General features: G+C 33.9%; 7 protein-coding genes. 5 read left to right on the forward strand and 2 right to left on the reverse strand.

Annotated elements, in window-relative coordinates; genetic code table 11:
- On the reverse strand, positions 1-467 hold a 467-nt coding region (folE, locus tag AB8B65_RS13310; protein ID WP_405301587.1), incomplete at its 3' end, for a GTP cyclohydrolase I FolE.
- Positions 468-680: 213 nt separating this feature from the next.
- On the opposite strand from folE, the gene AB8B65_RS13315 reads away from it, so the two are divergent.
- From AB8B65_RS13315 to AB8B65_RS13325, 3 genes are all read left to right on the forward strand, one after another.
- A complete protein-coding gene (locus AB8B65_RS13315; protein WP_405301588.1) occupies positions 681-3,161 on the forward strand; it encodes a DUF5916 domain-containing protein in 2,481 nt (826 codons plus the stop codon).
- A gap of 49 nt (positions 3,162-3,210) precedes the next feature.
- Positions 3,211-3,873, forward strand: coding sequence for an ABC transporter ATP-binding protein (locus tag AB8B65_RS13320; protein WP_405301590.1), 663 nt, complete (start codon positions 3,211-3,213; stop codon positions 3,871-3,873).
- A 143-nt stretch (positions 3,874-4,016) separates the two neighbouring features.
- The gene (locus AB8B65_RS13325) at positions 4,017-4,580 is read left to right on the forward strand and encodes a hypothetical protein (protein WP_405301592.1); all 564 of its coding nucleotides are present in this window, start codon (positions 4,017-4,019) and stop codon (positions 4,578-4,580) included.
- Here the strand turns inward: AB8B65_RS13325 and AB8B65_RS13330 are convergent, their stop codons facing one another.
- Entirely contained in the window at positions 4,581-5,591 is a 1,011-nt protein-coding gene (locus AB8B65_RS13330) for a carboxypeptidase-like regulatory domain-containing protein (protein WP_405301593.1), read from the reverse strand.
- 63 nt (positions 5,592-5,654) lie between these two features.
- Here AB8B65_RS13330 and AB8B65_RS13335 point away from each other — a divergent pair, with 63 nt between their 5' ends.
- Both AB8B65_RS13335 and AB8B65_RS13340 read left to right on the forward strand, forming a co-directional pair.
- Positions 5,655-6,416, forward strand: coding sequence for a TIGR02757 family protein (locus AB8B65_RS13335; RefSeq protein ID WP_405301594.1), 762 nt, complete (start codon positions 5,655-5,657; stop codon positions 6,414-6,416).
- A 254-nt stretch (positions 6,417-6,670) separates the two neighbouring features.
- Positions 6,671-7,769 (forward strand): FG-GAP repeat domain-containing protein (locus AB8B65_RS13340; RefSeq protein ID WP_405301595.1); only part of this gene is annotated, 1,099 nt, incomplete at its 3' end.

A 7,769-nucleotide genomic window follows, 5' to 3' on the forward strand; every position in this document is an offset into this window, starting at 1 on the left:
TGCGATGCTTCAATCACAACTGCAACACCTTTTGGTTTTAGTGTATCGTTAATACATTCTAAAATATCATGCGTTAAGCGTTCTTGCACTTGCAATCGTCTCGAAAACACATCTACAATGCGAGGTAATTTACTCAATCCAACAATATGACCATTTGGAATATACGCAATATGCGCTTTTCCAAAAAATGGCAAAATATGATGTTCACACAACGAGTACAATTCAATATCTTTTACAATTACCATATCGTCATAATCTTCTGCAAACATCGCACCTTTCAAAATTTCGGCAGGATCCATGTCATATCCTTGTGTTAAAAATTGCATCGCTTTTGCAGCACGTTCGGGTGTTTTTAATAAACCTTCACGTTGTGTATCTTCTCCAAGTTCCTCAATGATAGTCTTGTAGCGATCTTTCACTTCATTGGTAACTTGCATATTGTATTCTTCTAACTTCTTGTAAGGCATTGTTTTCTAATTTCATTTTCTATGTTGTTAAAGATACTTAAAAAAAGTACAATGAAACTAGCGCAAACTCTTATGAATGTTAACATTTTTACATCAGATTTAACTTTTTTTTGGGATAAAAAGGCAAAGTATCCCAGTAATTTTACACTGTCTTACTGTAACTACCCACAATTCCCGAAATCTTTAAGACATCATCAATCAAAAAAAAAAATAATGAATCGTTTTTTAGTATTCGTACTACTATTATCCTTTACAGTAAATAGCTTTGCTCAGGATAGTATCCCGAAAAAAGTATACAACATAAAACGAGCTACAACTCCTCCAAAAATAGATGGTATTTTAGACGATGAAGTCTGGAAAAATGCAGCTATCGCAACCAACTTTATACAATTTCGTCCCGATATTGGAAATACGTTGCCAGATCATCAGAAAACAATTGTTAAGATGACATACGATGATGACGCTATTTATGTGGCAGCATATTTACGTGATAAACCCGAAAATATCATGCGTCAATTTACAAGTCGTGATAACTTTGGAATCAATGACTTTTTTATGATCGCAATCAACCCGAATAATGATGGACAAAACGATACAAATTTTGTAGTGTTTCCAAATGGAAATCAAGCAGATGCCATTGCAAATCCAAGTGTTAGAGAAGATTTCAGTTGGAATTCAGTTTGGGAAAACGCTGTAACAATGGTAGATGATGGTTGGATTGCGGAAGTTAAAATTCCGTATCGCGCACTTCGTTTTACCAATCAAAAAGAACCAACTTGGGGAATTCAATTTCACAGACAATTTAGAAAAACGAGAAAACAATATACATGGAATGCTTTTGATCCTACCAAAGGATATATTGGCTTGTATGCTGGCGAATTGAAAGGTTTGAAAAATATAAAACCACCAACACGCTTATTATTTTATCCGTTTGCTTCTACCGTTTTTCGTACGGAAGATGGAAATACAACGGATGAATATAATTTTGGAATGGACGTAAAGTATGGAATTACCGAAAATTTTACGCTCGATGCGACTTTAGTGCCCGATTTCAGTCAAGCTGGATTTGACAATCTACAGTTAAATTTAGGTCCGTTTGAACAAACATTTTCCGAACAACGTCAGTTTTTTACCGAAGGTGTCGATTTGTTTAATAAAGGGAATTTGTTCTTTTCGCGCCGTATTGGAAATGCACCATCAGGAGAAATTGAAACCGCAAACAATGAAGAAATCGTAAACTCGCCAGACGCTGTAAAGCTAATTAATGCCATAAAAGTTTCTGGAAGAACGAAAAATGGACTAGGAATTGGCTTTTTTAATGCCGTAACAGAAACAACAAAAGCGACAATTCAAAATACAAATACAGGTGAATTTCGCGAAGAAGTTGTGGAACCATTGACGAATTATAATATTATGGTGGTCGATCAACAATTCAATAAAAATTCGTCCATCAGTCTAATAAATACAAACGTAACCAGAGATGGAAGCGGTTTTAGAGACGCCAATGTAACTGCACTTGTCGCAAATCTTGTAAATAAAAAAAATACCGTAAGAGTTGATACACAATTACGAATGAGTAACCGAAATTTAACAACAGGAACCGAAACAGGTTTTAATTCTTTTTTTGCCATTCGCAAGATTAGTGGCCAATTTCGATACAGTTTTGATCACAGTTTTTCAAATACTACTTTTAATATTAACGACTTAGGACTCAACTTGAGAAATAACTTCAATAATTTCGGAGTTGACGCTTCTTTTCAAATTTTTGAACCAACCGAAAAACTGAATAACTTTAGAATTAATACGTGGTTAAATTACCGTCGTTTGTACGATCCGAATGTGTTTACAGAAGCTAATTTTGGCGTAAATGTATTTGCAGTTGCAAAAAAGAGTTTGATGGCTTTTGGTGGAAGAGTAAGTCTTGCACCTGGAAGACAATTTGATTATTTTGAACCACGTGATTTTGACAACAGACGCTTTTTTATATCGGAAAACAGGTTTAACATAAGAGGATTTATCTCTACAGATTATAACAAAACATTTGCCTTAGATCTAAACCTTAGATTTGGAGCATTTTTGGAAGAAAACCAAGGTTTTACTCGGTACAGAATTAATTTTGAACCTAGAGTACGTGTCAATGATAAATTCATTATTACCTACCAATCTTCTTTAGATGTTGAAAATAATCGTAGAGGTTATGCTAATAATTCCAACGATCTTGAAAACGAAATTGTTTTTGGTCAGCGCGATCAAATAACGTTAGTTAATAGTATTTCATCTAATTATAGTTTCAATTCTTTTCACGCCTTAAATTTGACATTTAGAAACTATTGGGCAACGGTAGATTATGATGATACGCCTTATTTTTTGAAGGATAATGGACGTTTGATAAAATCGCAAAGTACTTTTGAAGAGTTGCGCTTAGGAAACTCGAACATTAACTTTAGCACTTGGAATTTAGATTTGAGTTATACGTGGCAATTTGCGCCAGGTAGTTTTTTAACGGCTTTGTATAGAAACCAAATTTTTAATGAAACAGATGCTTCAGAAGAAACTTATTTTAATAGTTTAAACAGTCTTTTTGACGAATCTATCAATCATACATTATCAGTTCGTTTGGTATACTTTATCGATTATAATAATATCAAAAACATCTTTAGAGCTAAAAAAACAAACAGTAAAATCAATTCATAATTGTACATCACAGCTTTATGTAGTAACTTGGTGCTTTTATATAAATTGAATGATTACAGCTAAGAATATACGCAAGCATTACGGAGATTTAGAAGTCTTAAAAGGAATTAATTTAACGATTAAAAAAGGGGAAATTGTTTCCATTATTGGCGCTTCTGGTGCAGGAAAAACAACCTTGCTTCAAATTTTAGGAACGTTAGATAAAATGTCTGCTGCTACAGATAGTTCGCTCATCATCAACGACATAAAAACAGAACAACTTTCTGAAAAGGAACTTGCCAAATTTCGGAATCATCATATCGGATTTATTTTTCAGTTTCATCAATTACTTCCAGAATTTACTGCGATTGAAAACGTTTGCATTCCCGCATTTATTAAAAATACGGACAAAGCAGCTGCTGAAAAACGTGCGAAAGAATTGTTGGATTTCTTAGGATTATCGAGTCGCTACCATCATAAACCTAATGAACTTTCAGGTGGAGAACAACAACGTGTTGCAGTTGCCAGAGCATTGATGAACAAACCTGCAATCATTTTTGCAGATGAACCGAGTGGAAATTTAGATTCAGAATCGGCAGAAAACTTACACAATCTCTTCTTTAAACTACGCGAAGAATTTGGACAAACGTTCGTCATCGTAACACATAATAAAGAACTCGCTAATATGGCAGACAGAACTATTTTAATGCGCGATGGACATATTGTGGAGTAGATTTTTTGTGGTTTGAAAAAATAAAATTTCAATACTATGTTTCTACTAAACGTCACTTTGAGTAATTTTCTAAACACTTTACATTTAACATTTCCTTAGCGCAACCTTTTACACATTGCTACATCTATTAAAAAACTTATGATATGAAAAATAAAATTATTAAACTTTTCGGATTTGTAATGCTAGCTCAAATCTGTTTATTTGCTTGTTGCGGCGACGATTTTAACGTCTTTATCTCTTCTTTTGAATTCTCAGCATTAGACGACTCAGATAATGATAGCGCTTCTGTAGCAAATGAAAATTTCAACTTGCAATTAAGAACTAATTATCAGGTAGATATGGCTTCGCTCCTATCTAAAAATTCAGGATTTATAAACATGGCAAATGCTACTTCGTGTGATGATGCGTATACGTTTACAAAACGTGTAGAAACTGTGACACTTACAGCTAATGTTCCATTGTTTGGAATTCCCGCAGGAACTTCACTAAACGAGCATGTAATTGTTGAATTTGCCTTTAATGAAGGAAATCAACTTACAATGAACGACTTGTTACTTGAAACAAATAACAACATAAACGATTTTGAGACATTTTTACGATTCGACACTGCAATTCCGACAGAAACCGTAGTAAGTTTTACCATGACAACCGTTTTTGAAAATGACGAAGAAATTGTAAATACTACGACTGCTGTTACGTTTGAATAATTACAAATTATAATCTAAAGGCAAGGTATTCGCAATACGCTTGTCTCCCAAAACGCCTCCAAAAGAAAGCTTTCTTGGAGGCGAATAATTTCCATATTTATCTATGAAAAACTCTTTATTGCTATCGTCTATAGTTAAGAATGATTTTTGAAAACGATCGTAGACAATGACCAAACGATCTGCTGTGAGTTTTACGTTGGTTTCTTCTCCAATCTGTGCAATTTGAAAATACTTATAAGGCGGCACAATGAATCCTTTGCGGAAGATTTGAAAACCGTTTTCTGTAAGTTGTTTTTTGGCTAATGAACGCATAAAATGCAATACCGATTCTCCAAACTCCTTTTCTCTGGTTTTTCGGTGTTTTCTGCGCACATTTTTATTCTGTTCCGTATAAAATGTAGAACCTTCAATGTATACACTTCTCGTTAATGCATCTCCGTTATTGTTGAATCGTAAATCAACTTCAAACTCCTCCATTGTATAACTCACGGTGTATCCCAAATATTTATTTTTTATAATAATTGGCGTGTCTGCGTAGGCATTCAGTTTTTGAGTTACAGGATTGTATGTCAACTCAATAGCATCTAAATTCAAAATTCTACACATATACGGTTCTACAGATTCCCCTATAAATTCTCGTTTAAAAATGTCTAGCTTTCTTCGGCGCGACCACGGATCGTTATCAAGATATACAGTTCCTAAAGCTTGCGGTTTTGATTTCATAAAAAACTTTGCGCCGTTTTCTAACTTTCGAACTTCGTACAATTGCGTTTCATAACCAACATAACTAATCACTAACGGAGAATTTGTTGAAGATTTATAGCTTATACTAAATTTCCCTTCTTGGTTTGTAGTTGTTCCAATAGTGGTTCCATCAAAATACACAGAAACACCAAACAAAGGTTGCTGCGTTTGAGCATCAAATACTAACCCTTCAAAGGTTTGTGCAACCGTAATTGTAGTAAATAATAAGCTAAGGCAAATAAAGAGTGGTATGTATTTTTTTTTCATATTGTGGTTTTAATTTACTGAACTAAAAATAATAATTATTTTTGTAAAAGATTTATACATCCTATGAAATTTACTGAACTAAAATCTTTTCTTGACGAAAAAGTTATTGAATACAATCAACCAAAATTTGTGGAAAGCGATCCAATTCAAATTCCACATCAATTTCGCCAAAAAGAAGATATTGAAATCGCTGCTTTTTTAACGGCTACCATTGCATGGGGAAATCGAAAAATGATCAATAATAATGCCAAGAAAATGATGAATTTATTAGGAAATTCTCCTTATGAATTTATTATGAATCATACCGAAGAAGACCTAGAATCATTGGCTTCATTTGTCCATAGAACATTCAACGGCACTGATTTTACATTCTTCATAAAAGCCTTAAAAAATATCTATCAGCATCATGGCGGATTGGAAGCTGTTTTTGCCAATGCAGACACCAAAAATTTACAAGAAAGTATTTCTGCCTTTAAAGAAGTATTTTTTAGCATTCCGCATCCTGAGAGAACGCGAAAACACGTTTCTGATCCTAAAAAAGGAAGTGCTGCCAAACGGATTAATATGTTTCTCCGTTGGATGGTTAGAAACGACAATACTGGTGTTGATTTTGGCATTTGGAAATCGTTGTCGCCGTCACAATTATCGTGTCCACTAGATGTGCATTCTGGAAATGTAGCGCGAAAACTCGGTTTATTGAAGCGGAAACAAAACGATGCCAAAGCGTTGTTAGAATTAGATACAGCCTTGCGAAAACTAGATCCGAATGATCCTGTAAAGTATGATTTTGCACTTTTTGGTTTGGGTGTTTTTGAGAAATTCTAGGGTAAACTTGTCTTTTTTCTTAAAAAACGTAAGTGAAGACTACAAAAAAAATAGCGTTTTAAAGCGTTTATCATAAAAAATGTGAGTTTATCTTTCCTTTATAAAATATTTTTTTTAAATTGAATTTGACTTTATATACAAATGTTCGTAATTAGACTTTTCAAAACACACAATTTCAGTGAACTACCATTATAAAAGAAGCAATACAAAACTTGTTAAAACGAAAAAACATAGCAACTTAGAATTAAAAAAATATGCGAGATAAATTACTTTTTCTACTAATACTATTCATATTCAATTACAGCTTTGCACAAATTGGTTTTGAAGAAAACCAAATCACAAATGAGCTTGAATCTCCAAAAAAAATACATTCTGTTGATTTTGATAATGATGGCGACATAGATATACTTTCTTACAATTTTACTATGATCGTTTGGTTTGAAAATGTAGATGGACAAGGTGCTGTAGGTGGTCATAAAGTTATAAGTGTAACCGAAAATTTTACCCAATCAGTATACGCTGCTGACATTGATGGCGACGGTGATATGGATGTACTTTCTGCATCCATAAATTATGATCATATCATTTGGTATGAAAATGACGGTCAAGGTACTTTTGGTGACGGACAAATTATTACAGCACTAGACGACACATCTTTTGTAAGCGCGGCTGATGTAGATGGTGATGGTGATATGGATGTACTTTCTGCATCTTACTATGACGATAAAATTATGTGGTTTGAAAATATTGATGGATTAGGTACTTTTGGTACACAACAAACTATTTCAACTCTGACAAATGGAGCAAGAATTGTACGTGCAAGTGATGTAGATGGTGATGGTGATTTAGACATAGTTTCAGGATCACATCGTGATAATAAAATTGCTTGGTATGAAAACACAGACGGACAAGGTACTTTTGGCTCGCAACAAATTATTACAACTGGTGCAGTTCAACTCGCTCATTTATTTATAAATGATGTGGATGGCGATGGTGATATGGATATTGTTTCTGACTATCATAACTCCGTAGTTTGGTTTGAAAACACAAATGGGCAAGGTACTTTTGGAGCTCGACAAGTTATAGGTTATACATTTACTGCGAGTACAAACTTACTATTTCCTACGGATTTCGATAGTGATGGTGATATCGATGTACTTTGTTTTACTGCTGATCCTAATGATGAAATAGTTTGGTTCGAAAATACAGACGGACAAGGTACTTTTGGTTCTGAGCAACTAGTAGCAATAGTAATAGACATTAACCCAATATCAATTCATGCCACTGATTTAGATGGTGATGGTGACGTAGAAGTGTTTTTTACGTCTCATTGGGATGGAATCGGTTGGTTTG

This window comes from Kordia sp. (genome assembly GCF_045105435.1).
GTDB lineage: Bacteria > Bacteroidota > Bacteroidia > Flavobacteriales > Flavobacteriaceae > Kordia.